The organism is Pseudoxanthomonas sp. Soil82, from assembly GCF_040446535.1.
GTDB lineage: Bacteria > Pseudomonadota > Gammaproteobacteria > Xanthomonadales > Xanthomonadaceae > Pseudoxanthomonas > Pseudoxanthomonas kaohsiungensis.
Map to the genome: position 1 here is coordinate 436,636 of NZ_JBEAAK010000003.1, position 25,215 is coordinate 461,850.

Below are 25,215 nucleotides of genomic sequence, written 5' to 3' on the forward strand. Positions count from 1 at the left end.
CAGGGTAAACGCCTTGCGATCGCCGTTGCCGCGCTGTGCGCGGCGCGCCGGGCGTTGCGAGCGCGAGGTTCCGAACCTTGCGTACGAGGCGGCGAACCTTGCGACTGGGGTTTTTTGCCTCGAGCGTCCCGTCCCGCACCTTGCGCGTGAGGCGTTCCGGCGTGCGCGCGGCGTTGCCGGCCTTGCGCGCAAGGCATTCCGGCCTGCGCGCAAGGCTCTGGGGCTTGCGCGCAAGCCGCGCAGCCTTGCGCCCGGAGCGGGGAACGGCTGGGTCGGGTTACCGACGACGCTGGCGTTCGCAGGAGCCCGGCTTGCTAGGGACACGGGCGTCGGAATTCCGGGGTCGTCGCCTGTGCCGACGGCGTCGTGCCGCGGGCGCCTTTCCACGGATGCATGTCCGGTCTCCCCGGCTCCTACAAGGGCCGGCCCGCGACGGCACGCGCACGGGACGCCCTCAGGGCTGCAGCAGCGGGTACACCCGCACGTAGTCGACTTCCATCCAGGCCGGGAACGCGGCGTCGTCCACGCCCTGCGCGCCGCCCCAGGTGCCGCCCACGGCCAGATTCATCAGCAGGTGGAACGGCTGGTCGAACGGCCAGGCCTCCGGGCCGGTGCCTTCGTTGGCGAACTCGAACACCGGCGCGTCGTCGATGTAGCCGCGGATCCAGTCGGGGGTCCAGTCCACGCGGTAGCGGTGGAACTTCGTGCTCGCGTCGGCCACGGTGGTCTGCGTGCCGCGCTGGGTCTTGCGCGTGTGGTTGTAGGCCTGGGTGTGCACGGTGACATGGACCTGCCCGGGGTCGTGGCCGACGTGCTCCATGATGTCGATCTCGCCCGAACGCGGCCAGCCGCCATGGCGGTTCTCGGTCGGCAGCATCCACAGCGCGCCCCAGGTGCCGCGCCCGACCGGCAGCCGCGCACGGAATTCGATGCGCCCGTACTGGAAGTCGCCCTTGCCGCGCGAGACCAGGCGCGCGGAGGTGTAGGTGGTCTTGCCGGCGCGCTTGAAGCGGCGAGCCACGATCGCCAGCACGCCGTCCTCGACGAAGGCGTTGGCCAGCTGGTCGGTGTAGTGCTGCAGCTCCTGGTTGCCCCAGCCCTTGCCGCCGAGGTCGTAGCCCCACTTCGCCGGATCGGGCAGGCCTGGCTGGTCGAACTCGTCCTGCCACGACGGCGTGTCCGCGAAGGTCCACGTCCGCCCCTGCGTGGGGCCCGCCGCCGCGTCGCCGGCATGGGCCAGCGGCACCGCCAGCGCCAGGAGCGCGCCCAGCACCGCCATGGCCTTGCCCCGGCCCCATCCCGTTCCCTCGTGCATCGCGTCCCCCTCCCCCGGCCGCGACGATGCGGCGGACCGATTCTAGGCAGCGCGCGCGCCGGTGTCGCCGCAGCGGGGCGGGACGACACGGCCGCGTGCACCGGCGACTCCGCGCCGCTGGCGCACGCACGGGTCCATCTGGAGAACGCGGCGTGGGCGACTTACCCTGACGGCATGACACCACTGCTTGCCTGCGTGCGCGGCCTCGCCTGCGCCGCCCTGCTCCTCGCCGCCGCCGCGCCCGGCCCCGCCACTCCCGTCTCGCCTGCCACTTCCGCTGCGCCTGCCGCTTCCGCTGCGCCTGTCACTCCCGCTGCGCCTGCCACTTCCGCTGCGCCTGCCGCTTCCGCTGCGCATGGCCAGGCACAGCCGGGCTCCGCGTCACCGCGCCCGGCCGTCGCCACCGCCCCGCCGACGATCCTCGTGTTCACCCGCACCCGCGGATGGCGCCATGACTCGATCCCGCAGGCGGTGGACACGCTGCGCGCGCTCGCCGCGCAGGTGGGACTGGATGTGGTCCACAGCGAGGACCCGGGCCTGTTCGAGGACGCCACGCTGGCGCGCTTCGATGCGGTGGTGTTCGCCAACACGACCGGCGAGGTGCTGGACGCCACGCAGCAGGCGGCATTCCAGCGCTACATCGCCGGCGGCGGCGGCTTCATGGGCGTGCATTCGGCCGCCGACACCCACAAGCAGTGGCCGTGGTACGGCGACCTGGTCGGCGCCTGGTTCAAGAACCATCCGCCGGGCCTGCAGACGGCGCCGGTCCGGTTCGAATCCGGCCGCGGCCCCGGCGGGCTGCAGCGCTGGCAGGTCACCGACGAGCTGTACAACTACCGGCGCAACCCGCGCCCGGCGGTGGAGGTGATCGCCACGGTGGACGAATCGGGCTATGCCGGCGGCACGATGGGCAGCGACCATCCGATCGCCTGGTGCCATGCCGCGGCAGGTGGCCGCGCCTGGTACACCGGCCTGGGCCACGACCCGGCCCTGTACTCCGACCCGGTGTTCCGCGAACACCTGCTGCGCGGCCTGCGTTACGCCACCGGCCGGTCGGACGACTGCTAGGACCCGCCCGGCCGCGCAATGTGCGCGCGGTCAAGCTTCGCGGCCACGCGGCAAGGGAGGCTTCCAGCGCCTTCACACAGGCACTACACTCCGGCGTAGGGGAAAACACCGGGGACGCACCATGGCACGCATCCTGATCGTGGACGATTCGCCATCCCAGCTCATGGGGATCCAGCGCATCGTCGAAAAACTGGGGCACCAGACCCTCACCGCCGAAGACGGCGCCGCGGGCGTCGAGGTGGCCAAGGCCGAACTGCCCGACCTGATCCTGATGGACGTGGTGATGCCCAACCTCAACGGGTTCCAGGCCACGCGCACGCTCAGCCGCGAAAGCACCACGCGCGACATCCCGGTGGTGCTGGTCACCACCAAGGACCAGGACACCGACCGCATGTGGGGCATGCGCCAGGGCGCCCGCGCCTACCTGACCAAGCCGTTCTCCGAGTCCGACCTGTCGGACGTGATCGGCCGGCTGCTCGGCGACGAAGCGGCCGTGCAGCCGGACGCCTGAGCCGCGCTCAGGCGTCGTCGCCGAACGCTTCGGCCAGTTCCCGGTAGGCCTGCCGCTGGGCCTCGCTGGCCGGCGCCGGCGCCTGCACTTCCAGCTCCACGATCTGGTCGCCCGGCTGCGCGCCGGGCAGGCCGCGCCCGCGCAGGCGCAGCTTGCGCCCGGCATCGGAACCGGCCGGGATCTTCAGCTCCACCGCACCGCCCAGGGTGGGCACGCTGACCGTGGTGCCCAGCGCCGCCTGCCAGGCCGGCAGCGGCAGGGTGTAGAGGATGTTGCGTCCGTCCACCTCGAACTGCGGATGGGCCAGGTACTCGATCTCGAGCAGCAGGTTGCCTCCGCCCTGGCCCTGCCCGCCCAGCCGGATCGCCTGGCCGGCGCGGATGCCCTTGGGTACCTTCACCTCGAGCTGGCGGCCGTTGAGGCTGATCCGCACGCTGTCGCCGCGGTAGACCGCCTCCAGCGGCACCGCCAGCTTGGCGCGGGTGTCGCCGCGCGGCTGCGGGCCGGCGCCCGGGCGCGGGCCGGCGCCGCGCTGGCGCGCGAACAGGCTCTCGAAAAAGTCGCTGAAGCCGCCGCCCTGGGCGCCGCCGCGGCCGCCCATGTCGCCGAAGATCTCGTCGAAGTCGAAGCCGCCGCCGCCGAAACCCTCGGGCGGCGGATGGAACTCCTGGCCGGGCCGGTAGCCGCGCGCGCGCAGCTGGTCGTAGGCGGCGCGCTTCTGCGGGTCGCGCAGCGCCTCGTAGGCCTCGCCGATCGCCTTGAAGCGGTCCTCGGCGTCGGCCTCCTTGCTCACGTCCGGGTGGTACTTGCGCGCCAGCCGGCGGTAGGCCGACTTGATCTCGGCTTCGCCGGCGCTGGGCTCGACGCCGAGGATCGCGTAATAGTCCTTGAATTCCATCGATTCACCACTGCCAGGCTGCGCCGCCACGCAGGCGTGGCGGCGGAAAGAAAGACGGCCCGCGGCGCAGGCGCCACGGGCCGGATTCTAGGCCTTCGACCGTCGCCGGCGCGAACGCGCCGCGGCGAAGGGGTCCGTCCCGCGTGCGGGACGGACCGGGCGATCGCTGCTCCCGCGGCGCTTACTGCACCTGGATGCGGCGCGGCGTGGCCTGCGGCCGCTTGGGGATGTCGATGCGCAGCACGCCGTGGCGGCCGCTGGCGGTGATGCCGTCGGCGTCGGCGCTGTCGGGCAATGCGAAGCGGCGGTGGAAGGCGCCCCAGGCGCGTTCGCGGCGCGAATAGCCCTTGCCTTCCTCGGTTTCCTCGCCGGCGCGCTCGCCCTTGAGGGTGAGGATGCCCTTGTCCATCTGCACCTCGATGTCCTGCGGGTCCACGCCCGGGATGTCGGCGAAGATGACGAAACGGTCGGCTTCCTCGCGGATGTCCACGCGCGGCGCCCACTGGCTGGTCACCACGTCGGACGGATCGGCGCCGGTCTCGCCGAAGAAGCGCTCGAACACCTGGCGGAACTCATCCTGCAGGTGGCGGCCGGAAACGGGGTTGTAGCGGACGATGGCCATGGAGGTCTCCTTGCTCGGGAAAGCCGCGGCGGAACGCGCGGCGATGACCGGGAGATAGGCGCGGCCCGGCGGCTTTCAAGCGCCGCCACGCGGCGGCAACGCGCCGGCGGCTAGACTGTGTTCAGCCACCGGGCAACGCCCGCCCCCCTTCCCTCCAGGAGTACCCCGATGACCATCCAGACCGGCGACCGCATCCCCGAAGTCGTGCTCAAGCGCATCCGCAACGGGGTGGAGAGCGTGGACACGCCGACCCTGTTCGAGGGCCGCAAGGTGCTGCTGTTCGCCGTGCCCGGCGCCTTCACCCCGACCTGCTCGGAGAAGCACCTGCCCGGGTTCATCGCGCGCTTCGAGGACTTCCGCAATCGCGGCATCGAGGTCGTCTGCATGGCGGTCAACGATCCGTTCGTGATGCAGGCCTGGGGCAAGTCGCTGGACGCGCCCGAAGGCCTGCAGCTGGTCTCCGACGGCAACGCCGACCTGGCCCGGGCGCTGGGCCTGGAGATGGACGCCAGCGGCTACGGCATGGGCATCCGCGCGCGCCGCTTCGCGCTGTACGCCGAGGACGGCATCGTGCGCCAGCTGTTCGTCGAGGCCCCGGGCGAGTTCAAGGTGTCCTCGGCCGACTACGTGCTCGAGCACCTCGACTGACCCTGGGCTGCGTCGCGCTCAGCGCGCGCGCGGCGAATCCACTTGTGGCCGCGGCGCCACGCCCGCGCCACCGACTACCCTGCCGCCACCAGCCTCGCCGGCCGCGGCTCCGGCCACCCCGTCCTGCCCGCCGGCATCGACACCCGCGATGCGGAAGCGGACCTGCGCCCAGGCGCCGCTGTCGGCGAGCGCGGTGAGCACGTGCCCGCCGCGACCGGCGCGGGCGTAGTCGTGCTCGAAGCCGCGCCCGCCCTCGGTCCGTGCGATCGCGCGGCCGTCGAGCAGCCACTGCACCGGCTGGCCGGTGCCCAGCGCGCGCACCTGCAGGCGCAATCCGCGCCGGCTGCCGGGCGGCGGCGCCAGGGTCGCGCCTTCTTCGATGCCGTCGATGCGCAGCGATTCCACCGACTCGCGCCCGTCGGCGACGCAGTCCGGCGACAGCGGCGGCGGCCGCGAGGCCAGCCCGTCCTCCCGCGGCAGCCAGGGCGAAAGCAGCGCCGGCCAGCGTGCGATCTCCACGTCACGCACGGCATGCGTGCCCGCGCAGTCGGCCGACAGCCGCAAGCCGCTGCCGGCATCGACCATGAAGCGCTCGCGCCCGGCATGCCACAGGCGCGCATCGCGTTCGGCGAAGGTCGGCGGAACGTTGCCGTCCAGCCGCCAGGCATCGAGCCGGCGACGGCACAGCGGCGCGGGCGTGTCGTCGGCCGCCAGGCCCAGCGGCCAGCACACGGCCACCGGCTCGACCGTCGCCGGTCGCGGCAGCGGATCGGCATCGCCCGGCGCGCGCGGCAGGCCATCGATGGTTTCCAGCAGCAACGGCAGCGCGGTCAGCGCGCCGTACTGGCCCGGCAGCGGCGTGCCGTCCGGGCGCCCGATCCACACCCCGACCGTGTAGCGGCGCGTGCCACCCACCGCCCAGGCATCGCGGAAGCCGTAGCTGGTGCCGGTCTTCCAGGCCACGGCCGGGCGCGAGCCGGTATCGAACACGCCGCCGGCCTGGCCGGGTCGCGGATTGGACTGCAGGATGTCGCGCACGATCCAGGCCGCGCCGGGCGACAGCAGCCGTCGTTCGACCAGCGGCTGGGCCGGCGTGTAACGCACCTGCGCCGCCACGCCCTGGCGCTGGAAGGCGGCGTAGGCGCCGACCAGGTCCTCCAGGCGCACGCCGGTGCCACCGAGGATCAGCGCCAGGTTCGGCCGCGCCCCGCGCGGGAAGCGCAGCGAGATCCCGGCGTGGTCGAGCCGCGCGGCGAAGCGCGCCGGTCCGACCCGGTCGAGCAGGTCCACCGCCGGCACGTTCAGCGACAGCTGCAGCGCGCCGGCCGCGCTCACCGGACCGTTGAACGCTTCGCCGAAGTTGCCCGGACGGTAGCCGCCGAAATCCTGCGGCGCATCCACCAGCAGGCTGCCGGAATGGACCAGACCGTCGTCCAGCGCCATGCCGTAGAGGAACGGCTTGAGCGTCGAACCCGGCGAACGCCATGCGCGGACCATGTCGACATGGCCCAGCCGTTCGCGGTCGCCGAACTCGACCGAGCCGACGTAGGCGCGCGCCTGCATGGTGGCGTTGTCCACCACCAGCAGCGCGGCCGAGGTCCGCGGCGGCAGCGCGGCGAAGTAGGCGGAGACGCGCTCTTCCAGGGCGCGCTGCAGCGGGGCGTCGAGCGTGGTGTCGATCCGCCGCGCACGCGGGTGCGCCTGGCGCAGGCGCTGCGCCAGCAGCGCGGCGTGCACTGGTGGCCGCAGCGAGCGCGCGACGACCGGTTCGATACGCGCGTCGGCGACCGCGTCGTCGGTCCAGTGGCCCAGCGCCTGCATCCGCGCCAGCACCTTGTCGCGCGCCCGCCGCGCCGCCTGCGGATGCCGGTCCGGTCGCAGGCGGCTCGGTGCCTGCGGCAGCACCGCCAGCAGCGCGGCCTCGGCATGCGAGAGCCGCGCGGCGGGCTTGCCGAGGTAGGCCCAGCTGGCGGCCTCGACGCCTTCGATGGTGCCGCCGAACGGTGCGCGCTCCAGGTACAGCTGCAGGATCTGCGCTTTCGACAGGCGTGCTTCCAGCTGCAGTGCGCGCGCCATCTGCAGCAGCTTGCCGGCGGCGCTGCGGGTGTCGCGGCCGTCCAGGATGCGCGCGACCTGCATGGTCAGGGTCGAGCCGCCCGACACGATCTCGCCGCTGCGCAGCCACTGGCCGGCGGCGCGCGCCAGGGCGAACGGATTGACGCCGGGGTGGTAATCGAACCAGCGGTCTTCGTAGCCGATCAACGCCTGCACGTACAGCGGCGACACGGTGTCGGCCGAAGCCGGATACCGCCACACGCCCTCGCCGTCGGCGAACGCGCGCAGGGGGGTACCGTCGGCCGCGGTCACGACGGTGGCGACGCCCCGGCCCGCCAGTGGCAGCGGCGGGGGAAAGGCCAGGTCCAGGGCGAGCACCGCCAGCAGCACCGCCAACGTGCCCCAGCGCAGCCACGGCCACGCGCAAGCCAGCGCCACGCGCATGCGTTGCAACCTTGTTGCCCGCCCTGGCACCACCGTCCCTGCTCCACCCTGCGACCGGCCCATTTGAAGCGATTGCGCGCCGGAGCAAAAGCGCCGCGTCGCGCGGACCGCCGCGCCCATCGAGCATGGCCCGACGTCCTCGGGCGAGCTGAGTGGGTTGCCGCTTCGTTTGGCAGGCCTGCGACGACCCGCGTCGGTTGCCGCTCCTGTAGGAGCCCATCCTCATGGGCGACCGGGCGCGAAAACCACGAAGGCGTCGCCTGTGCCGACGACCTCGGGTCGCCGATGAATCGGCTCCTACATTGAAGAGCCCCCATGACCCAAAGGCCTCGGCCGACCGGGATGGTTGCCGCTTCGCCTGCCAGGCCTGCGACGACCCGCGTCGGTTGCCGCTCCCTGTAGGAGCCCATCCTCATGGGCGACCGGGCGCGAAAACCACGAAGGCGTCGCCTGTGCCGACGACCTCGGGTCGCCGATGAATCGGCTCCTACATTGAAGAGCCCCCATGACCCGATGGCCTCGGCCGACCGGGATGGTTGCCGCTTCGTTTGGCAGGCCTGCGACGACCGCGTCGGTTGCCGCTCCTGTAGGAGCCCATCCTCATGGGCGACCGGGCGCGAAAACCACGAAGGCGTCGCCTGTGCCGACGGCCTCGGGTCGCCGATGAATCGGCTCCTACATCGAGAACGAGGCGACGACCTCGAAGCGCTCCGAAGACGCGGTGGGCCGGGGGTGTCGCGGGAGCGGACAGGGATGTCCGCGCCGGATCGTCGGCACAGGGATGTGCCGCCGATCCGGCCGCGACACCCCCGGTCCACCGCGGCTCCCGCCGAAGCCGACCACGGATGGCGCTGCTACCGTTGCCATTGCCGTTGCGGTTGCGGTTGCGGAAAAAAGAAACGGGGCCATGCGGCCCCGTTTCAGGATGCCTCCAGCCGCCGCGCCTCAGCGCAGGCCAGTCTCGCTGCGGGCGATGACCAGGCGCTGGATTTCCGAGGTGCCCTCGTAGATCTCGGTGATCTTGGCGTCGCGGAAATAGCGCTCCAGCGGCATCTCCTTGGAATAGCCCATGCCGCCATGGATCTGCACCGCCTGGTGGGTGATCCACATCGCCGCTTCCGAGGCGGTGAGCTTGGCGATCGCCGCCTCGGCCGAGAACGGCTTGCCCTGCCCCTTCAGCCACGCCGCGCGCAGCGTCAGCAGCAGCGAGGCGTCCAGCTTGCACTTCATGTCGGCGATCTTGGCCTGGGTCATCTGGAAGGTGCCGATCGCCGCGCCGAACGCCTTGCGCTCCTTCACGTAGGCGATCGTGGCCTCGTAGGCGGCCCGGGCGATGCCGATGGCCTGCGAGGCGATGCCGATGCGGCCCGAATCCAGCACGCCCATGGCGATCTTGAAGCCCTCGCCCTCGGCGCCGAGCACGTCGGCCGGCTGGGCGACGTAGTCGGTGAACTCGATCTCGCAGGTGGCCGAGGCGCGGATGCCGAGCTTGGGCTCGGTCTTGCCGCGGTGGAAGCCGGCGCGCGTGGTGTCGACGATGAACGCCGTGATGCCGCGCGCACCCTTGTCGGGGTCGGTCATCGCGAACAGCACGATGTAGCGGGCGACCGGACCGGAGGTGATCCAGCTCTTCTTGCCATTGATCACGAAGGTGCCGTCGGCCTGCCTGACCGCGCGGCAGCGCATGGCCGTGGCGTCGCAGCCGGACTGCGGCTCGGTCAGGGCGAAGGCGCCGATCTCGCGGCCTTCGGCGATCGCGCGCACGTAGGTCTGCTTCTGCTCCTCGGTGCCGTGCTTGAGGATGCCGGCGCTGAACAGCGAGTTGTTGACCGACATGATCGTGGAGTGGGCGGCGTCGCCGGCGGCGATCTCGACCATCGCCAGCACGTAGCTGACCGGATCCATCCCGGCGCCGCCGTACTCGTCCGGCACCTCGATGCCCATCAGGCCGTTCTCGCCCAGGACCTTGATGTTGTCCAGCGGGAATTCGCCGCTGCGGTCGTAATGCTCGGCGCTCGGCGCGATCACATCCTGGGCGATGCGGCGCGCGACGTCCTGGAGCATCAATTGTTCTTCGGTGAAGCTCAAATCCACGGCTGACCCCTCCGGTCATGGGCGATATCGCCAATTGTAACTGCTGCAACCATGCCATTCGCAGGCGTATGTAGCTTGACCGGTCCGACCGCGCGCCGCCACAATATCTCTATATCGCGATGGGAAGATATTTATGGACCTGGAGGACTGGTCGACCCGGCTGAAGGTGTTCGCCGACGCCACCCGCGTGCGCCTGCTGGCGCTGCTGGAACTGGAGGAACTCACCGTGGCCGAGCTGTCCTCGGTCACCCGCCTGGCCCAGCCGCGCGTCTCCACCCACCTGGCCAAGCTGAAGGAAGCCGGGCTGGTCCGCGACCGCCGCGCCGGCGTGTCGGCCTACTACCGCTTCGACGAGGCCGCCCTGGACCCGGCCCAGCGCGCGCTGTGGCACGCCCTGAGCACCGGCAGCGACGACCCCCTGCTGCGCCAGGACGCCGAGCGGCTGCCGGCGGTGCTGGCCTCGCGGGCGGCGGACCAGAACTGGGCCGACAGCGTGGCCGGCGACATGGAGCGCCACTATTCCCCCGGACGCACCTGGGAAGCGCTGGCGCGCAGCGCGCTGCCGCTGCTGGAAACCGGCGACGTGCTGGACATCGCCTCCGGCGACGGCGTGCTGGCCGAGCTGCTGGCCCCGCATTCGCACCGCTACGTCTGCATCGACACCAGCGCGCGGGTGGTCGCCGCCGCCAGCGAGCGCCTGCGCCGCCTGGAGAACGTGGAGGTGCGCGAGGCCGACATGCACGCCCTGCCGTTCAAGGAAGGCAGCTTCGACCTGGTCGTCCTGATGCATGCACTGACCTACGCGGCCCGGCCGGCGCAGGCGGTGGCCGAAGGCGCGCGGGTGCTGCGCAAGGGCGGCCGCCTGCTGCTGAGCAGCCTGGCCCGGCACGAGCACAAGGCGGTGGTGGAGACCTACGGCCACGTCAACCTGGGCTTCGCCGCGAAGGAGCTGCGCCGCTTCGCCGAGAAGGCCGGGCTGGAGGTGACCAGCCTGGAAACGGTGACCCGCGAACGCCGCCCACCGCATTTCGAAGTGATCTCGCTGATCGCCGTCAAGCCCTGAGGCCGCCATGACCCATTCCCTGCCCTGGCTGCATCCCGAGCGCGTCGCCCTGCTCGAACAGGCCCTGCGCGAGCGCATCCTGGTCATCGACGGCGCGATGGGCACCATGATCCAGCGCCACGACCTGCAGGAGGCCGACTACCGGGGCGAGCGCTTCGCCGGTGGCTACGACCATGCGCACCACCCCGGCCACGAGGGCCATGGCCCCCAGTGCGGCCACGACCTCAAGGGCAACAACGACCTGCTGCTGCTGACCCGGCCGGAGATCATCGCCGCCATCCACCGCGCCTACCTGGAAGCCGGCGCGGACCTGGTGGAAACCAACACGTTCAATGCCACCTCGGTTAGCCAAGCCGACTACCACCTTCAGCACTTGGTCTACGAGCTCAACAAGGCCGGCGCGCGCGTGGCCCGCGAGCAGTGCGACGCGGTCGAGGCGGCCACCCCCGGCCAGCCCCGGTTCGTGATCGGCGTGCTCGGCCCGACCAGCCGCACCGCCTCGATCAGCCCGGACGTCAACGACCCCGGCTTCCGCAACACCAGCTTCGACGAGCTCCGTGCCACCTATGCCGAAGCGGTGGAAGGCCTGATCGACGGCGGCAGCGACACGATCATGGTCGAGACCATCTTCGACACGCTCAACGCCAAGGCCGCGTTGTATGCGATCGAGGAGGTGTTCGACGCGCGAGGCGGGCGCCTGCCGGTGATGATCTCCGGCACGATCACCGATGCCTCCGGCCGCACCTTGTCCGGGCAGACCGCCGAGGCGTTCCACGCCTCGCTCGCCCATGCCAGACCACTGTCGATCGGCCTGAACTGCGCGCTCGGCGCCAGGGACCTGCGCCCGCACGTGGAAGCGCTGTCGGACGTCTCGCCGTTCTACGTCAGCGCCCATCCCAATGCCGGCCTGCCGAACGCCTTCGGCGGCTATGACGAGACGCCGGAGGAAATGGCCGGGGTGCTGCGCGAGTTCGCCCAGTCCGGCCTGCTCAACCTCGTGGGCGGTTGCTGCGGCACCACGCCCGACCACATCCGCGCGATCGCCGAGGCGGTGCGCGGGCTGCCGCCGCGCGCGCCCCGCGCCGCGCTGGAGCACGCCGCTTGAACGTCGCTGCGCCCCGCTACACCCGCCTGTCGGGCCTGGAGCCGCTGGTCATCACGCCGGAACTGCTGTTCGTCAACGTCGGCGAACGCACCAACGTCACCGGCAGCGCGCAGTTCCGCAAGCTGATCAAGGAGGAGCGCTACGCCGAGGCGGTCGAGGTGGCGCGCCAGCAGGTGGACAGCGGCGCGCAGATCCTCGACGTCAACATGGACGAAGGCCTGATCGATTCCGAGAAGGCGATGGTCCGCTTCCTCAACCTGATCGCCTCCGAGCCGGACATCGCGAAGATCCCGGTGATGGTCGACTCCTCGAAGTGGGAGGTGATCGAGGCCGGGCTGAAGTGCCTGCAGGGCAAGGGCGTGGTCAACTCGATCTCGCTCAAGGAAGGCGAGGAGGTCTTCGTCGAGCACGCGCGCAAGGTGCTGCGCTACGGCGCCGCCGCCGTGGTGATGGCCTTCGACGAGACCGGCCAGGCTGACACCTGCGCGCGCAAGGTCGAGATCTGCACCCGTGCCTACCGGATCCTCGTCGACCAGGTCGGCTTCCCGCCCGAAGACATCATCTTCGACCCGAACATCTTCGCCATCGCCACCGGCATCGAGGAGCACGACAACTACGCGGTCGACTTCATCGAGGCCACCCGGATCATCCGCCAGACCCTGCCGCACTGCCACGTGTCCGGCGGCGTGTCGAACGTGTCGTTCTCCTTCCGCGGCAACGAGCCGGTGCGCGCGGCGATCCACTCGGTGTTCCTGTACCACGCGATCAAGGCCGGCATGGACATGGGCATCGTCAACGCCGGCGCGCTGCCGGTGTACGACGACCTGGACCCGGAGCTGCGCGAGCGGGTCGAGGACGTGGTCCTCAACCGCCGCCCGGACGGCACCGAGCGGCTGCTGGAGATCGCCGAGCAGTACAAGGGCAAGAAGGGCGAGAAGAAGACCGAGGACCTGGCCTGGCGGCAGAAGCCGGTGCGCGAACGCCTGGCCCATGCGCTGGTCCACGGCATCGACGCCTTCGTCGAGGAGGACACCGAGCAGGCGCGGCAACAGGCCAGCCGGCCACTGGACGTGATCGAAGGCCCGCTGATGGACGGCATGAACGTGGTCGGCGACCTGTTCGGCGCCGGCAAGATGTTCCTGCCGCAGGTGGTCAAGTCGGCGCGGGTGATGAAGAAGGCGGTGGCCTACCTGCTGCCGTACATCGAGGCCGAGAAGGCCCGCACCGGCGATGCCGGCAAGTCCAATGGCCGGATCGTGATGGCCACGGTCAAGGGCGACGTGCACGACATCGGCAAGAACATCGTCGGCGTGGTCCTGGCCTGCAACAACTTCGAGGTCGTCGACCTGGGCGTGATGGTCCCCGCCCAGGTCATCCTGGACAAGGCGCGCGAGGTCGACGCCGACCTGATCGGGCTTTCCGGCCTGATCACGCCCTCGCTGGAAGAGATGAGCCACGTCGCCCGCGAGATGCAGCGCCAGGGTTTCACCATGCCGTTGATGATCGGCGGGGCCACCACCTCGCGCGCGCACACCGCGCTGAAGATCGACCCGCACTACAAGGCGCCGACGATCTGGGTGAAGGACGCCTCGCGCGCGGTCGGCGTGGCCCAGTCGCTGATCAGCGACGACCTTCGTGCGCGCTTCGTCGCCGCCAACGACGCCGATTACGCCGACATCCGCACCCGCCATGCCAACCGTGGCGACGCCAAGCGGCTGGTGTCGCTGGAGAAGGCGCGCGGGCAGCGCTTCGACGGCGGCTGGGACGGCTACGTGCCGCCGGTGCCCGCGCAGCCGGGCGTCCACGCATTCGACGACTGGCCGCTGCAGGACCTGCTGCCGCTGATCGACTGGACGCCGTTCTTCCAGGCCTGGGAACTGGCCGGCAAGTTCCCGGCGATCCTCACCGACGAGGTCGTCGGCACCCAGGCCAGCGAGCTCTACCGCGATGCGCAGGCGATGCTGGAAAAGATCGTGGCGGAGAAGTGGCTGACGGCCAAGGCGGTGTTCGGCCTTTGGCCGGCGCAGCGCCACGGCGACGACGTGGTCCTGCGGCACGCCGACGGTGAAGCCACCCTGCACTTCCTCCGCCAGCAGGTCGACAAGCCGGTCGAGCGCCCGGACTTCTGCCTGGCCGACTTCATCGCCCCGCACGACAGTGGCGTGCAGGACTGGATCGGAGCGTTCGCGGTGACCGCCGGCCTGGGCATCGAGCCGCACGTGGCCCGCTTCGAAGCCGACCACGACGACTACAACGCGATCCTGCTCAAGGCCCTGGCCGACCGCCTGGCCGAAGCCCTGGCCGAGCGCCTGCACCAGCGCGTGCGCACCGGGTTCTGGGGTTACGACGCCAGCGAGACGCTGGACAACGAGGCCCTGATCGCCGAGCGCTATCGTGGCATCCGGCCCGCGCCGGGATACCCGGCCTGCCCGGACCACAGCGAGAAGGGCACGCTGTTCGCCCTGCTCGATGCGGGCAAGAACGCGGGCATGTCCCTCACCGAAAGCTTCGCGATGCTGCCGACCGCGGCGGTGTCCGGCTACTACTTCAGCCACCCGAAGAGCCAGTATTTCGTGGTCGGCCGCCTGGGCAAGGACCAGGTCGCCGACTACGCCAGGCGCAAAGGCGTGGACCTGGCCCAGGCCGAGCGCTGGCTGGCGTCCAACCTCGACTATGACCCCGAGTAAGGCCACCCTGCCCCGGCGGCGGCCCGCGGGCGAGGTTGCCGCGACCAGCCGCGGGCAACGGCGATGAAGGTATTGGTCACCGGCAGCGCCGGCCGCGTGGGGCGCGCCATCTACGTAGGCCTTGCCGCGGCCGGGCACGAGGTGTCCGGCATCGACACCACGCCATCGTCGACCAGCGAGCACGTGGGGGATTTCGCCGACCACGCGCGGCTGGTGGCCGCCCTGGGCGGCGTCGACGCGGTCGTGCACACCGCCGCGCTGCACGCCCCGCACGTGCCGCACCTGCCCGAATCGGCCTTCCGGCGCGTCAACGTGGAGGGCACCCGCCGCCTGCTGGATGCCGCATCCGCGGCCGGCGTGCGGCGCATCGTGTTCACCAGCACCACCGCCCTGTATGGCGCGGCGGCCACCCCGGCCGGCCGCGCCGGCTGGGTGGACGAGTCGCTGGAGCCGCAGCCGCAAACCATCTACCACCGCACCAAGCTCGAAGCCGAAACGCTGCTGGCCCAGGCCGCGGCGCAGGGCGGTCCCGTGCTGCGGATCCTGCGCATGTCGCGCTGCTTTCCCGAACCGGTCCAGGTCATGGCCGCCTTCCGCCTGCACCGGGGGATCGACGTGCGCGATGTCGCCGCCGCGCACCTGGCCGCGCTCGAGCATGCGGGCGCGGCCAGCGCCTGCTTCCTGGTGTCCGGCGCGACCCCGTTCCTGCGCGACGATGCCGCCGAACTGCTCGCCGACGCGCCGGCCGTGCTCGCGCGCCGCGCGCCGGACCTGCTGGCGGCGCTGGCCCATCGCGGCTGGCCGCCGCCGGCCTCGATCGACCGGGTCTACGACCCGCGCCATGCGATCGCCACGCTCGGCTGGCGCCCCCGGTTCGGTTTCGGCGAAGTCCTGGCCCAGCACGACGCCGGGGTGCCGGAGGTGCTGCCCTGGCGCGAAGGCGCCGCGGTCGCGCGCGACTGACCCGGCCGCGGCGGGCGCGCCGCCTCCCCTACAATAGGCGCCTTACCCGTTCCGGAGCCTGCGCATGCAGCCCACTTCCGTCCGCGCCGTCATCACCGGTGGCGTCTCCGGCCTCGGCCTGGCCGTGGCCCGGCGCCTGGTCGCCGATGGCGGCAAGGTCGCCTTGCTGGACGTCAACGACGCCAAGGGCGCCGAAGCCGTCGCCGCCCTCGGCGAGGCCAACGCCCGCTACTTCCGCACCGACGTCACCGACGAGGCCGGCGTGGCCGCCACGCTCGAGGCCGCGCGCGGTTTCCTGGGCGGCCTGAACGTCGCGGTGAACTGCGCCGGCATCCTCGGCTCGGGCCGCGTGCTGGGCAAGGAAGGCCCGATGCCGCTGGACGGCTTCGCGCGCACGGTCATGGTCAACCTGGTGGGCAGCTTCAACGTGGCCAAGGCCGCCGCGGCGCTGATCCAGCACAACGAGCCGGGCGAGGACGGCGAGCGCGGGGTGGTCGTCAACACCGCTTCGGTGGCCGCCTACGAGGGCCAGATCGGCCAGGCCGCGTATTCGGCGTCCAAGGGCGGCGTGGTCGGCATGACCCTGCCGATGGCGCGCGAGCTCTCGCGCTTCGGCATCCGGGTGATGACCATCGCCCCGGGCGTGTTCTGGACGCCGATGGTCGATGGCATGCCGCAGGCCGTGCAGGACTCGCTGGCCGCGACCATCCCGTTCCCGTCGCGCCTGGGCCGGCCGGAAGAGTTCGCCGACACCGTCGCCTTCATCCTGCGCACGCGCTACCTCAACGGCGAGACGATCCGCCTGGATGGCGCGACCCGCCTGGCGCCCAAGTGAGGCCGTAATTCGCAATTCGCGATTCGTGGCTGGGGGGCGCGAGCCGCCGCCCTTCCTCGGATCGTCGAATCACGAGTCACGGTTGCGAATCACCCGTCACGAATCACCAATCACGGATTTCCCATGAGAGCCAGCGAAATCAAGAAGGGCAACGTCGTCGAGTACAACAACGGCGTCTACCAGGTCCGCGACATCGAGCGCAGCTCGCCGCAAGGCCGCGGCGGCAACGTCCGCTTCCGTTTCATCATGTACAGCGTGCCCGGCGGCACCAAGCTGGACGCCAGCTTCGACGCCGACGACAACCTGGTCGAGGTCGAGCTGCTGCGCCGCCAGGCGACGTTCTCGTACAAGGACGGCGATGCCTTCGTGTTCATGGACGACGAGGATTACACCCCGTACACCCTGGATCCGGACGCGATCGGCGATGCCGCCGGCTACATCACCGACGGGCTCGCCGGCATCTACGTGCAGGTGATCGACGAGCAGCCGGTGGCGATCCAGCTGCCGCAGCACGTGACCCTGGAAGTGGTTGAAACCCCGCCGGAGCTGAAGGGCGGCACCGCGACCAAGCGCCCGAAGCCGGCCACGCTCAACACCGGCATCGAGATCATGGTCCCGGAGTACATCTCCACCGGCGAACGGATCCTGGTCAACACCACCACCGGCGAGTTCGGCGGCCGCGCCGACTGAGCAAGCCGACCCGCATCGATGCACGCGTAGAGCCGGGCCTGCCCGGCTTCCGCGGCGCCGGATGCGGCCTCGCAGCGGGGCAAGCCCCGCTCTACGGCAACGCTCTCCGACGCGCCTCGTAGAGCCGGGCTTGCCCGGCTTGCGCGGTACCGGATGCGGCCTCGCAGCGGGGCAAGCCCCGCTCTACGGCAACACCCTCCGACGCGCTTCGTAGAGCCGGGCTTGCCCGGCTTCCGCGGCGCCGGATGCGGCCTCGCAGCGGGGCGAGCCCCGCTCTACGGCAACACCCTCCGACGCGCTTCGTAGAGCCGGGCTTGCCCGGCTTCCGCGGTACCGGATGCGGCGTCGCAGCGGGGCAAGCCCCGCTCTACGGGGCGGCGGCCAGCTCGCGCAGGCGTCCGCTGACCAGGGCGAGATTGGCCTGCGTGCCCTCCAGCGCCGCCCGGCGCGCCGGCGACAGCAGCGGACGGATCGCCGTTTCCAGCGCCTCGACCTGCGCCTGGCGCGAACGGGCGTCGGCACGCACGCGCCCGGCCAGCACCTCGCGCTCGGCCGCTTGCGGCAGCCCGTAGCCGGGTACGTCCTGCAGCCATGTCGCCGGCCGGCTGAAAGCGCCCCCCAGGCGCAGGAAGTCCTGCAGCGGCCCGGCGATGCCAGCGGCGGCGTCGATCGAACGCGCATCGCGCAGCCAGCGGCGCTTGAGCTCGTCGCGCACCAGCACTTCCTGCCGGCGCAACGCCGCCGCTTCCAGCACCAGCAGCGCCGCGGCGCCCTTCAGCCCGGCCTGGCGCAACGCCGGCTCGCGTGCGGCCGGCGGCAGCGCCAGCCACGCCGCCGCATCGTCCGCCGGCAGGTCCAACTCCCGGCGCGCGACCGCGTACATCTCCTCGAAGCGGGCATTGGCCGGCTCGAACCAGTAGCCGCCCCGCGCCTGCCCTTCCGCATCGGCCGGCACGCCCGCCTCGTCGGTGACGCCGGCCTCGCGCAGACGCGCGAGCAGGCCGTTGGGGCGGATGCTGGCCAGCGGCAGCGCCGCCAGCCGCGGGCTGGCATCGTGCAGCAGCTTGAAGGTCTCCACCGCGCAGTTGTTGCTGATGAAGTAGTAGCGGCCGTCGTAGTTCCAGTGCAGCTGGGCGGCGCGCGCGGCCAGCGCGTCGATCTCCTGGCGCGACAGCGCCAGGGGTACCGAGCGCAGGCCGCGCAGTTCGACCCGGGTGTATTCGTCGATCACCTGCCCCATCGGCAGCGCGAACAGCCGCGAGGGATAGGAACCGGTGAGCCCGCGCCAGCTGGAGACCTGCACGTCGCCGACGAACGCCCGGAACGACAGCACCAGGTGGTGCTGCAGGTCCAGGCGGCAATCCGGCCCGCGCGGCCGGCCCGGCGCGCAGACCACCAGGCGCAGCATGCTGTGGCCCCAGGCGCTCATCGGCCGGTCGTTGCCCTCGGCCAGGAGGTAGTCGACCTGGTAGATGCGCGCCGGATCCAGCAGGCGTTGGGGATCGTCCGAGCGCAGGTCGTCGCCGACGAACAGCAGGCCGTCCGCGCAGGCCGGCCGCGCCTGCAAGGGCAGGCCGAAATGCGTATCCAGGTGCGCGGCCATGGCCGGGCGCCGGCAGGCGTAGTCCGGATCGAGCAGGTAGTGCTCGAGGTTGACCGCCACGTATTCCTTCGGCGATTCCAGCTCGTACGGATCGGGCGAACGGTCGCGGAAGTCGTTGCGCGCGCGGCGCCCCGGCCCGGCGGCCGCGACCTGCCAGCCGGCCAGGTCGAGCAGTCGCGGATCGCGCGACAGGCCACCGGCGGCGGTTCGGTCGTAAAGGTGTGCCAGCTCGTGGAGCAGCGCCGCCAGTGCGGCACGCGTGGCCGGATCGTCGTCGCCGGCGCCCGGCGCGCGGGCCATCCAGGCCTCGAGCAGGCGCCGGTCCAACGCGATCGACCAGTGCCTGGCGCGACCGTGCACGCCATCGGGCAGGTCGTCGCGCCAGGACACGGCGATGGGCCGGTCCAGCGCCGCCGACCACGCTGGCGGCAACTTGCCCGCCGCCTGCGCCAGCAACTGCCCGGTGGCCTGGCGCGCCTCGGCGGACAGGCCATCGGCCAGCCGGAATTGCGGCGTGCCGGCGACGGCCTGGGTGCACGCCAGGCCCATGGCCGCCAGTGCGGCGAGGAGGCGGATCATGGCGTCCTGGCCAACGCGGACGCCCCGCGTGGCCATGCGATCACTCGCTGGCGAGAATCGTCCGCGCCAGTTCCAGGTCGCTGGCCTGGCGCGCCTGCGCGTCGCGCTCGCGCATCACCCGCAGCGCCGCTTCGAGGCGCGCGCTGCGCACCTGGCCTTCGCTGGCGACGAACCCGGCCGCATCCTCGCGCGCCTCGCGCACCAGCTTGTCATCGCCGCCGGAGGTGCTGTTGGACGAGGCCGAGCTGCCGGCCGAAGACGCACCGGCCGAACTGCCGGCCGAGGTGCCGGCGAAACTGCCGGCCAGGGCGGCCGGGGCGAGCACGCAAAGCAGGACCAGCGAAGCGGGAATGGCGAAGGATTTCATCGTTGTTCGGTCATGGATGGCCGCACCTGCGGCGATGGGCGGAAGACTAACCCGGCGGACGCCCGTTCCGGCGGTACTGGATCACCGATCAGGCGTCGAACAGCTTGCCCGGGTTCAGGATCCCGTTGGGGTCGAATACCCGCCGGATGCCGCGCATCAGCTCGATCTCGGCCGCGCTGCGCGTGCTGGACAGGTAGGGCTTCTTGACCAGGCCGATGCCGTGCTCGGCCGAGATGCTGCCACCGTGCGCCAGCAGCGCCTGCGCCAGCAGCTTGGTGACCTGCTCGCACTGGGTGACGAACTCGGCGTCGGACGTACCGTCGGGCTTGAGCACGTTGATGTGCAGGTTGCCGTCGCCGATGTGGCCGAACCAGACGACTTCGAAATGCGGGTAGGCCTGCCCGAGCAAGGCCTGGGTCTGGGCCAGGAACGCGGGCATCGCCGAGATCCGCACCGAGACGTCGTTCTTGTACGGCTTGTAGCGGGCCACCGCCTCGGTGATGCCTTCGCGCAGGCGCCAGATCTGCTGCGCCTGTGCATCGCTCTGGCTGATCACGCCGTCGGCGACCCAGCCCTGCGCCATGCAGTGCTCGAACGCGGCCATCGCCGCGGCCTCGGTGGCTCCGTCGTCGCTGGCGAACTCGGTGACCACGTAGTACGGGTACTCGTCCTCGAGCGGCTTCTGCGCGCCGTGCGCCAGCACGTGGCGCAACGCGAGGTCGGTGAAGAACTCGAACGCCTCCAGCCGCAGGCGGCCGCGGAACTCGGCGAACACCTGCATCAGCACCTCGAACGAGGGCAGCGCCAGCAGCATCACGTTGGTCGGCGGTGGCGGGTCGGCCAGGCGCAGGATCGCCTCCACGACGATGCCGAGGGTGCCTTCCGAGCCGATCAGCAACTGGCGCAGGTCGTAGCCGCTGGAGTTCTTGACCAGCGCGCGGTTGAGCTCGAGCACCTCGCCGGCGCCGGTGACCACGGTCAGCCCGGCGATCCATTCGCGGGTGTTGCCGTAGCGGATCACGCGGATGCCGCCGGCGTTGGTGGCGATGTTGCCGCCGATCGAGCATGAGCCGCGGGCGCCGAAATCCACCGGATAGACCAGGCCGTGCTCGCGGGCGGCGTTCTGCACGGCCTCCAGCGCCATGCCCGCCTGGACGGTCAGGGTGCGGTCGACGGCATCGAAGTCGAGCACCTTGTTCATGCGCTCCAGGCTCAGCACCAGTTCGCCGTTGGCCGCCACCGCGCCGCCGGACAGGCCGGTGCGACCGCCGGACGGCACGACCGCCACGCCGTGGCGGTTGGCCCAGCGCACCACCGCCTGCACTTCGTCGACCGTGGCCGGCAACGCGATCGCCAGCGGCGCCGGGGTCCAGCGCCGGGTCCAGTCGCGGCCGTAATGTTCCAGGTCGGCGGCGTCGGTCTTCAGGCGCAGGTCGGGCAGCGATTGCTGGAGGTCGGCCAGGCGGGGATCAGTCATGGTGGGAGCGGCTGCGATGCATCGCGGAGGGAGCTCTGAAGCGTGCCAGCGGCCGGGCTTTGCGTCCAGTTCGTACTGTCCATGAAGCGAACGCCGGGGGCCTCGGCTTCGGATGGAGTCCGTCGTTGCCCAGGGGTATGACCCACCCTTCGGGACGACGTCCTGTCTTTACGAAGGGCCGTGGCACATCCGTGTGCCACTTGGGCCATACCCCTGGGCAACGACGGCCTTCGGAAAGTTCCGGGCCCCGCGTCTTCGGCTGCCCAACGCCTGGAGCCATCGAGGCGGAGCGTTTCGCGGGTAACTTTTTCGCGCGCTTATTGGTCCGCAGCGCCGCACACGGTGTTCCGCGAGGCTGGCGAAAACACCATGCCGCAGTGCGGAAAACAGGCACCGCATCTGGCATAGTTCGCGGCTCCCGCCACGATTGCAGGAAGCCGACGCGAATGTCGCCCAAGAAGACCTCGTACCCGAAGCAGGACATCCGCGTATTGCTGCTGGAGGGCGTCAGCCAGACGGCGGTGGAGACCTTCAGGGCGGCCGGCTACAGCCAGATCGAGTTCCACGAAAAGTCGCTGCCCGAGGACGAGCTCAAGGCCCGCATCGCCGAGGCGCACATCGTCGGCATCCGTTCGCGCAGCCACCTGACCGCCGAGGTGCTGGCCGAGGCCAAGCGCCTGATCGCGGTGGGCTGCTTCTGCATCGGCACCAACCAGGTCGACCTCGACGCGGCCGAGCTGGCCGGCATCCCGGTGTTCAACGCGCCCTACTCCAACACCCGTTCGGTGGCCGAACTGGTGGTCGCGCAGGCGGTGCTGCTGATGCGCGGCATTCCGCAGAAGAACGCCGAATGCCACCGCGGCGGCTGGTCCAAGTCGGCGGCCGGCAGCCACGAGGTGCGCGGCAAGACCCTGGGCATCGTCGGCTACGGCCACATCGGCACCCAGGTCGGCGTGCTGGCCGAGGCGCTGGGCATGCAGGTGGTGTTCCACGACATCGAGACCAAGCTGTCGCTGGGCAACGCGCGCGCGGCCGCCAGCCTGGACGAACTGCTGGCACGCTCGGACGTGGTCACCCTGCACGTGCCGGAGACGCCGTCGACGAAGAACATGTTCGGCGCCGCGCAGATCGCGATGATGAGACGCGGCGCGCACCTGATCAACGCCTCGCGCGGCACCGTGGTCGACATCGACGCGCTGGCCGCGGCGCTGGAATCGGGGCATGTCGGCGGCGCGGCGGTGGACGTGTTCCCGGTGGAGCCCAAGGGGAATGCGGAGGCGTTCGTCTCGCCGCTGACCCGCTTCGACAACGTGATCCTGACCCCGCACGTGGGTGGCAGCACGCTGGAGGCGCAGGACAACATCGGCGTGGAGGTGGCGGCCAAGCTGGTGCGCTACAGCGACAACGGCAGCACCCTGTCGGCGGTGAACTTCCCGGAAGTGACCCTGCCCGAGCACGAGGACAGCCTGCGCCTGCTGCACATCCACCGCAACGTGCCGGGCGTGCTGTCCAGGATCAACGAGATCTTCAGCCGCCACGCGCTCAACATCGACGGCCAGTTCCTGCGCACCGACCCGAAGGTCGGCTACGTGGTGATCGACGTGGCGGCCGACGAGGCCCAGGGCGCGGCCTTGCGCGAGGAGCTGGCGGCGATCCCGGGAACGCTGCGCACGCGCGTGCTGTATTGAGCCACGGCGCCGGGCAGGCCGGCATTGCGGGAGCAGCCGGGCAAGCCCGGCTCTACGGGACCAGCCGGGCAAGCCCGGCTCTACGGGGGACGGCGGCGCGCTCCCGTTTTCGCGCGGTGGCCGCCCTCGCACCTGGCATGACATCGCGCTGAACCTATGCACGCGACGACACCTTGAGCGGTGCCTGCCCCGCTACCGAACGCGTCGTAGAGCGGGGCTTGCCCCGCTGCTGCTCCACCCGGCACGCCGGACCACCCGGCTCAGCCCTGCGACCGCCCCAGCCACTTGCCGGCCATCCGCCGCATCGATTCGTCGCTGGCTGGGTCGTCGGCCACGGCGGTGATCTCGCGCCAGGCCAGGTCGTGCGACTCCTCGCTGACCACGAAGCGCTCGTCCGCACCGGCCCGCACGACGTAGCGCACGTCGAAATGCCAATGGCCCGGCACCGCGCCCCGCTCCGGGATCCAGTGCCGGTCCAGGTCGAAGATCGCGCCGTCCTCCAGGTGCAGGCCGTGCACGCCGGTCTCCTCCTGCGCCTCGCGCAGCGCGACCCGGGCCAGGTCGCGGTCGCCGTCGGCATGGCCGCCCGGCTGCAGCCAGCGGTCCAGCTTGCGATGGTGGGTGAGCAGGGTCCGGCGCCCGTCGGCGCTGACCACCCAGGCCGAGCCGGTGAAATGGCCGGACAGCCGGTCACGGACGAAGGGGTCCTGCGGGTCCGACAGCAGCGCCAGGAAAGCCTCGGCCACCATCGCTTCGTCCGGCCACAGACCGGCGTATCGCGCCAACGCGCTGCGAACATCCACGTACTGCATCGATCCTTCCAGTCAGGCGCCCGCCGGATGCGGCGGCCACGCCGTCCTCCGTTTACGCCGCGGCACAGCTTGTGATCACTCGGGCCGTTTGGCAAGGTACGGCGCTTGGGCCGTCCGCCGGGGGCGACAGCGGCAACCATCCAACTCAGGCGCATCGGACGGCCGCTCTTCCGGGGAAACCACACCTAATGTCCAAGGGACTATTCATCATCAAGCCGGTAGCGCCGGCCGGCCACGTCGACGCGGGCGAGCCGGTCGAGGGCAGCCTGCAGGGCGAGGCCACACTCAAGCGCACCCTGACCGCGCGCCACCTGGTGCTGCTGGGCATCGGCGCGGTGATTGGCGCGGGCATCTTCGTCCTGACCGGCCAGGCCGCCGCCAACCATGCCGGCCCGGCGATCATGCTCAGCTTCGTGCTGGCCGGCATCGCCTGTGCACTGGCCGGCCTGTGCTACGCCGAGTTCTCCGCGCTGCTGCCGGTATCGGGCAGCGCCTACTCCTTCTCGTACGCGACCCTGGGCGAGTTCACCGCCTGGTTCATCGGCTGGTGCCTGGTCCTGGAATACCTGTTCGCCTCCTCGACGGTCGCGGTCGGCTGGTCGAGCTACCTGGTCAGCTTCCTGACCAGCACCCTCGGACTGCCCTTCCCGGCCGCACTGGCGCAAGCGCCGATCGACTGGAACGGCACCGAATTCGTCCGCACGGGGGCGATGTTCAACCTGCCGGCGATCGCGATCGTGGCCGCGGTCAGCGGCCTGTGCTACGTCGGCATCACCCAGTCGGCCACGGTCAACGCGGTGGTGGTCGCGATCAAGGTCGCGGTCATCGCCGCTTTCCTCGGCTTCGGCATCCAGTACGTGGACCCGGCCAACTGGGTCCCCTTCATCCCCGAGAACCAGGGCCCGGGCAAGTTCGGCTTCGAAGGCGTGACCCGCGCGGCGGCGATCGTGTTCTTCGCCTACATCGGTTTCGACGCGGTATCCACCGCCGCCGGCGAAGCCAAGAACCCGCAGCGCGACATGCCGATCGGCATCCTCGGCTCGCTGGCGATCTGCACCGTCATCTACATCGCCGTGTGCGCGGTGCTGACCGGCATGACCCACTACTCGCTGCTGGGCACGGCCAAGCCGGTGGTCACCGCGATCGAGCCCTTCCCCACCCTGTCCTGGCTCAAGACCGCCACCGAGGTCGGCGCCATCGCCGGCCTGTCCTCGGTGATCCTGGTGATGCTGATGGCGCAGCCGCGCATCTTCTATTCGATGTCGCAGGACGGACTGCTGCCGGGCCTGTTCGGCAAGGTCCACCCGAAGTACCAGACCCCTTACGTGGGCACGATCATCGTCGGCGTGGCGGCCTGCGCCCTGGCCGGGCTGATGCCGCTGAACGTGCTCGGCGAGCTCGTGTCGATGGGCACCCTGCTGGCCTTCGCCACGGTCTGCGCCGGCGTGCTGATCCTGCGCTACACCCGCCCCGAGCTGCCGCGGCCGTTCCGCGTTCCGGTCGCCGTCGTGCTCTGCCCGCTCGGCGTGCTCGCGTGCCTGTACCTGTTCTGGCAGCCGTTCACCGAGCACTGGAAGATCTTCGTCGGCTGGACCGCGCTGGGCATGCTGGTCTATTTCGGCTACGGCTACCGGCACAGCAAGCTACGCAACGGCGGCTGAGCCCGCCCACTGCGATGCGGCCGGCCCAGC

At 71.1% G+C, this 25,215-nt stretch carries 19 protein-coding genes and 1 pseudogene; 11 read left to right on the forward strand and 9 right to left on the reverse strand.

The window, feature by feature from the left end; translation table 11 throughout:
* Nucleotides 1-454 precede the first annotated feature (454 nt).
* Entirely contained in the window at nucleotides 455-1,315 is an 861-nt protein-coding gene (locus ABKA19_RS10960; RefSeq protein WP_353688925.1) for a glycoside hydrolase family 16 protein, read from the reverse strand.
* 423 nt (nucleotides 1,316-1,738) lie between these two features.
* On the opposite strand from ABKA19_RS10960, the gene ABKA19_RS10965 reads away from it, so the two are divergent.
* Both ABKA19_RS10965 and pilH read left to right on the forward strand, forming a co-directional pair.
* Nucleotides 1,739-2,383 carry a ThuA domain-containing protein gene (locus ABKA19_RS10965; protein ID WP_353688926.1) on the forward strand — a complete coding sequence of 215 codons (645 nt, stop codon included), beginning with the start codon at nucleotides 1,739-1,741 and terminating at the stop codon, nucleotides 2,381-2,383.
* Nucleotides 2,384-2,504: 121 nt separating this feature from the next.
* Complete coding sequence (pilH, locus tag ABKA19_RS10970; protein ID WP_353688927.1) at nucleotides 2,505-2,894, forward strand: twitching motility response regulator PilH; 390 nt, start codon at nucleotides 2,505-2,507, stop codon at nucleotides 2,892-2,894.
* A gap of 7 nt (nucleotides 2,895-2,901) precedes the next feature.
* Here pilH and ABKA19_RS10975 read toward each other — a convergent pair whose 3' ends face one another.
* Nucleotides 2,902-3,792: a DnaJ C-terminal domain-containing protein gene (locus ABKA19_RS10975; protein WP_353688928.1), complete on the reverse strand. Its 891-nt coding sequence runs from the start codon at nucleotides 3,790-3,792 to the stop codon at nucleotides 2,902-2,904.
* A gap of 181 nt (nucleotides 3,793-3,973) precedes the next feature.
* Nucleotides 3,974-4,414 (reverse strand): Hsp20/alpha crystallin family protein, encoded by a 441-nt coding sequence (locus tag ABKA19_RS10980; protein ID WP_353688929.1) that lies wholly within the window; start codon nucleotides 4,412-4,414, stop codon nucleotides 3,974-3,976.
* Between the two features lie 168 nt (nucleotides 4,415-4,582).
* On the opposite strand from ABKA19_RS10980, the gene ABKA19_RS10985 reads away from it, so the two are divergent.
* A complete protein-coding gene (locus tag ABKA19_RS10985; RefSeq protein ID WP_353688930.1) occupies nucleotides 4,583-5,062 on the forward strand; it encodes a peroxiredoxin in 480 nt (159 codons plus the stop codon).
* A gap of 147 nt (nucleotides 5,063-5,209) precedes the next feature.
* Here ABKA19_RS10985 and pbpC read toward each other — a convergent pair.
* A pseudogene (gene pbpC / locus ABKA19_RS10990) lies at nucleotides 5,210-7,561 on the reverse strand (penicillin-binding protein 1C); the annotation flags it as partial.
* Nucleotides 7,562-8,506: 945 nt separating this feature from the next.
* Complete coding sequence (locus ABKA19_RS10995) at nucleotides 8,507-9,655, reverse strand: acyl-CoA dehydrogenase family protein (protein WP_353688931.1); 1,149 nt, start codon at nucleotides 9,653-9,655, stop codon at nucleotides 8,507-8,509.
* 133 nt (nucleotides 9,656-9,788) lie between these two features.
* On the opposite strand from ABKA19_RS10995, the gene ABKA19_RS11000 reads away from it, so the two are divergent.
* From ABKA19_RS11000 to yeiP, 6 genes are all read left to right on the forward strand, one after another.
* Nucleotides 9,789-10,718 carry an ArsR/SmtB family transcription factor gene (locus ABKA19_RS11000; RefSeq protein WP_353688932.1) on the forward strand — a complete coding sequence of 310 codons (930 nt, stop codon included), beginning with the start codon at nucleotides 9,789-9,791 and terminating at the stop codon, nucleotides 10,716-10,718.
* Between the two features lie 7 nt (nucleotides 10,719-10,725).
* Nucleotides 10,726-11,823, forward strand: a complete 1,098-nt coding sequence (locus ABKA19_RS11005; RefSeq protein WP_353688933.1) for a homocysteine S-methyltransferase family protein — start codon at nucleotides 10,726-10,728, stop codon at nucleotides 11,821-11,823.
* Nucleotides 11,820-14,510 carry a methionine synthase gene (metH, locus tag ABKA19_RS11010; RefSeq protein ID WP_353688934.1) on the forward strand — a complete coding sequence of 897 codons (2,691 nt, stop codon included), beginning with the start codon at nucleotides 11,820-11,822 and terminating at the stop codon, nucleotides 14,508-14,510. The genes ABKA19_RS11005 and metH overlap by 4 nt, the downstream gene beginning before the upstream one ends.
* A gap of 63 nt (nucleotides 14,511-14,573) precedes the next feature.
* The gene (locus tag ABKA19_RS11015) at nucleotides 14,574-15,473 is read left to right on the forward strand and encodes an NAD-dependent epimerase/dehydratase family protein (RefSeq protein ID WP_353688935.1); all 900 of its coding nucleotides are present in this window, start codon (nucleotides 14,574-14,576) and stop codon (nucleotides 15,471-15,473) included.
* A 64-nt stretch (nucleotides 15,474-15,537) separates the two neighbouring features.
* A complete protein-coding gene (locus ABKA19_RS11020; RefSeq protein WP_353688936.1) occupies nucleotides 15,538-16,308 on the forward strand; it encodes an SDR family NAD(P)-dependent oxidoreductase in 771 nt (256 codons plus the stop codon).
* A gap of 123 nt (nucleotides 16,309-16,431) precedes the next feature.
* Nucleotides 16,432-16,998: an elongation factor P-like protein YeiP gene (yeiP, locus tag ABKA19_RS11025; protein WP_162378021.1), complete on the forward strand. Its 567-nt coding sequence runs from the start codon at nucleotides 16,432-16,434 to the stop codon at nucleotides 16,996-16,998.
* Nucleotides 16,999-17,365: 367 nt separating this feature from the next.
* Here the strand turns inward: yeiP and ABKA19_RS11030 are convergent, their stop codons facing one another.
* From ABKA19_RS11030 to ABKA19_RS11040, 3 genes are all read right to left on the reverse strand, one after another.
* Nucleotides 17,366-19,180 carry a DUF7844 domain-containing protein gene (locus ABKA19_RS11030; RefSeq protein WP_353688937.1) on the reverse strand — a complete coding sequence of 605 codons (1,815 nt, stop codon included), beginning with the start codon at nucleotides 19,178-19,180 and terminating at the stop codon, nucleotides 17,366-17,368.
* Between the two features lie 40 nt (nucleotides 19,181-19,220).
* Complete coding sequence (locus ABKA19_RS11035; protein WP_374319111.1) at nucleotides 19,221-19,547, reverse strand: DUF2388 domain-containing protein; 327 nt, start codon at nucleotides 19,545-19,547, stop codon at nucleotides 19,221-19,223.
* An 88-nt stretch (nucleotides 19,548-19,635) separates the two neighbouring features.
* The gene (locus ABKA19_RS11040; RefSeq protein ID WP_353688938.1) at nucleotides 19,636-21,024 is read right to left on the reverse strand and encodes a D-2-hydroxyglutarate dehydrogenase; all 1,389 of its coding nucleotides are present in this window, start codon (nucleotides 21,022-21,024) and stop codon (nucleotides 19,636-19,638) included.
* A 446-nt stretch (nucleotides 21,025-21,470) separates the two neighbouring features.
* Here ABKA19_RS11040 and serA point away from each other — a divergent pair, with 446 nt between their 5' ends.
* Nucleotides 21,471-22,712 (forward strand): phosphoglycerate dehydrogenase, encoded by a 1,242-nt coding sequence (gene serA / locus ABKA19_RS11045; protein ID WP_353688939.1) that lies wholly within the window; start codon nucleotides 21,471-21,473, stop codon nucleotides 22,710-22,712.
* Between the two features lie 260 nt (nucleotides 22,713-22,972).
* Here serA and ABKA19_RS11050 read toward each other — a convergent pair whose 3' ends face one another.
* Complete coding sequence (locus tag ABKA19_RS11050) at nucleotides 22,973-23,524, reverse strand: NUDIX hydrolase (RefSeq protein WP_353688940.1); 552 nt, start codon at nucleotides 23,522-23,524, stop codon at nucleotides 22,973-22,975.
* Between the two features lie 188 nt (nucleotides 23,525-23,712).
* Between ABKA19_RS11050 and ABKA19_RS11055 the strand changes: the two genes are divergently transcribed.
* Nucleotides 23,713-25,185, forward strand: coding sequence for an amino acid permease (locus ABKA19_RS11055; RefSeq protein ID WP_353688941.1), 1,473 nt, complete (start codon nucleotides 23,713-23,715; stop codon nucleotides 25,183-25,185).
* Nucleotides 25,186-25,215 lie beyond the last annotated feature (30 nt).

Bases quoted from the DNA above. Each gene is read 5' to 3' on its own strand.
- ABKA19_RS10960 (WP_353688925.1), bottom strand. From the start codon at position 1,315: ATGCACGAGGGAACGGGATGGGGCCGGGGCAAGGCCATGGCGGTGCTG.
- pilH (WP_353688927.1), top strand. From the start codon at position 2,505: ATGGCACGCATCCTGATCGTGGACGATTCGCCATCCCAGCTCATGGGG.
- ABKA19_RS10975 (WP_353688928.1), bottom strand. From the start codon at position 3,792: ATGGAATTCAAGGACTATTACGCGATCCTCGGCGTCGAGCCCAGCGCC.
- ABKA19_RS10980 (WP_353688929.1), bottom strand. From the start codon at position 4,414: ATGGCCATCGTCCGCTACAACCCCGTTTCCGGCCGCCACCTGCAGGAT.
- ABKA19_RS10985 (WP_353688930.1), top strand. From the start codon at position 4,583: ATGACCATCCAGACCGGCGACCGCATCCCCGAAGTCGTGCTCAAGCGC.
- ABKA19_RS11000 (WP_353688932.1), top strand. From the start codon at position 9,789: ATGGACCTGGAGGACTGGTCGACCCGGCTGAAGGTGTTCGCCGACGCC.
- ABKA19_RS11005 (WP_353688933.1), top strand. From the start codon at position 10,726: ATGACCCATTCCCTGCCCTGGCTGCATCCCGAGCGCGTCGCCCTGCTC.
- ABKA19_RS11015 (WP_353688935.1), top strand. From the start codon at position 14,574: ATGAAGGTATTGGTCACCGGCAGCGCCGGCCGCGTGGGGCGCGCCATC.
- ABKA19_RS11020 (WP_353688936.1), top strand. From the start codon at position 15,538: ATGCAGCCCACTTCCGTCCGCGCCGTCATCACCGGTGGCGTCTCCGGC.
- yeiP (WP_162378021.1), top strand. From the start codon at position 16,432: ATGAGAGCCAGCGAAATCAAGAAGGGCAACGTCGTCGAGTACAACAAC.
- ABKA19_RS11030 (WP_353688937.1), bottom strand. From the start codon at position 19,180: ATGATCCGCCTCCTCGCCGCACTGGCGGCCATGGGCCTGGCGTGCACC.
- ABKA19_RS11035 (WP_374319111.1), bottom strand. From the start codon at position 19,547: ATGAAATCCTTCGCCATTCCCGCTTCGCTGGTCCTGCTTTGCGTGCTC.
- ABKA19_RS11040 (WP_353688938.1), bottom strand. From the start codon at position 21,024: ATGACTGATCCCCGCCTGGCCGACCTCCAGCAATCGCTGCCCGACCTG.
- serA (WP_353688939.1), top strand. From the start codon at position 21,471: ATGTCGCCCAAGAAGACCTCGTACCCGAAGCAGGACATCCGCGTATTG.
- ABKA19_RS11050 (WP_353688940.1), bottom strand. From the start codon at position 23,524: ATGCAGTACGTGGATGTTCGCAGCGCGTTGGCGCGATACGCCGGTCTG.
- ABKA19_RS11055 (WP_353688941.1), top strand. From the start codon at position 23,713: ATGTCCAAGGGACTATTCATCATCAAGCCGGTAGCGCCGGCCGGCCAC.